2 protein-coding genes are annotated in these 1,247 nt (G+C 65.5%); both read right to left on the bottom strand.

Annotated elements, in window-relative coordinates; genetic code table 11:
- Nucleotides 1-391: 391 nt before the first annotated feature.
- The gene (locus tag AC1DU6_RS31805; RefSeq protein ID WP_477862181.1) at nt 392-1,030 is read right to left on the bottom strand and encodes a creatininase family protein; all 639 of its coding nucleotides are present in this window, start codon (nt 1,028-1,030) and stop codon (nt 392-394) included.
- Nucleotides 963-1,247 (bottom strand): GNAT family N-acetyltransferase (locus AC1DU6_RS31800; RefSeq protein WP_477862179.1); only part of this gene is annotated, 285 nt, incomplete at its 5' end. The genes AC1DU6_RS31800 and AC1DU6_RS31805, both read right to left, overlap by 68 nt.

The raw sequence follows: 1,247 nt of genomic DNA, 5'->3' as shown, positions 1-1,247 counted from the left end.
GATCTACGCGATGCTCAGCAAAGGCCAGGAGTACACCGATGCGGGTCAGGACTACTTCGAGGAGCGCTACCGGGAGCGGGTGCTGAGGAACCTGCGGCAGCGGGCTCAGCAACTCGGCATGCAGATCGTGCCCGTGGCCCAGACCGCCTGAAACCTCTTTGCAGATCAACTATTTGGTGGGTGTTTCTTGAGAGGTGATTGCAGCGGCTCGGTCATGGAACTTTCAAGACAGTTTCGACGGACGCCCGGCATTCTGCCCACCTCACGAACAGCAAAGACAGGCATCTTCGCGACTTCGAATATGGTGTCATGGCTTGTCGCGATTTCGCAAAGCTGCCTCTTGCGACAGGCCGCTTCTGGCCGACAGCTGCTCTGACTGAACCGTAGTGCGCTAAGCCCAAGGACCGTTAATCAGCGCTCGCGTCTCCTCGACAGCGATGCGCCACATCTCCAGCACCTCGGCGTCAGGTCGCTCGTAAGCGCCGCCGAAGTTGCCGTCGCCCGCCAGCTCGCGCGCCGCATCGGGCGCCAGCACCGCATAGCGCTGATAGTCCACCGGCGGCTTGCGGCCTTCCGGCTGGGTCACGCCGGCCAGGCGTGTCCAGGGCAGGTTCTCCATCCACGAGGCGYGGGCCGAGTGCGGGTCGATGGCCTTCACATGGGCCAGCGTCTTGGGTGAATTCCACCAATTGTGGAAGCGCACCCGGGTGCGCGGATGGGCGGCCATCCATTCGGCCACCGCCGCCGCGACCGGCTGGTTGCCGCCATGGCCGTTGACGATGAGGATGCGGCGAAAGCCTTGGTGGTCCAGGCTGTCGAGCAGGTCATGGACGACGCATCGGCCGTGGAGTTGGCGTGGAACAGTGAGTAGTCGAAGCCATCGGGGCTGGCTTCGGTGCAGACGGTGAGGGTCTTGGCAGAGGCCGAAGCGGCCACCAGTGCGAGTGCCGCGAGCAACAGCCTCATGCGGGGCGCCTCCAGGCCATGCCCAGCGTGCGCGGCGCCGTGTGCACAAAGCCGAACTGGGCATAAAGGGCGTCGGCCGGCACGTCGGCCAAGAGGCTGACATAGCCGGTCTCGGGCACGTGCTCGCGCAGCCAGGCGGCGATCTCGGCCATGATGAGCTTGCCCAGGCCCTTGCCCTGGTGCTCGGGCAGCACGGCGATGTCGACGACCTGGAAGGCCGTGCCGCCGTCGCCAATGACGCGGCCCATGCCGACGGGCTCGCCGCCGTGCAGGATCTGCAC

The sequence above is a fragment of the Roseateles sp. P5_B10 genome (assembly GCF_056400485.1).
The sequence above is the reverse complement of the archived record's forward strand: the minus strand, read 5'-3'. Positions and strand labels throughout refer to the sequence as shown.